The organism is Endothiovibrio diazotrophicus, from assembly GCF_054657215.1.
Genome location: NZ_BAAHXB010000338.1, coordinates 1 through 349 on the forward strand (window position 1 = coordinate 1; position 349 = coordinate 349).

Consider the following 349-nt stretch of genomic DNA (forward strand, 5'->3'; position numbering starts at 1 on the left):
GGCGCCGGGGAGCTGGTCGAACACGTAGGCGTCCAGCACGTTGCCCACGGCGGCCAGTTTGGGCAGGGGATTCGAGTAGAGGTCGGCCTGAATGAAGTCGGATCGGGACTCCTTGGGGCGGTTGTCGGGCTTGGGCTCCTGCGCCTTGAAGGGAAGCCGGTTGGGGTCGAAGGGCTGGCGGGCCGGCTCGCTCTGGAGGGCGTCGAGGCGTGCCTTGGCGGCCTGGACCACGGTGAGCAGCTCGCCGGAGGTGGGGGCGCGGTCGATGGCGTCCAGGTCGGCGAGGGTCTGGTCGAGGTGGCGGCGGAAGTGGCCGCGGGCCTGCGCCTGGCGCTGCTCGATGGTGGGA

The 349-nt window shown here is 71.3% G+C and carries 1 pseudogene; it reads right to left on the bottom strand.

The window, feature by feature from the left end:
- Window positions 1-349, bottom strand: a pseudogene (locus ACYQ2W_RS26715) (hypothetical protein); the annotation flags it as partial.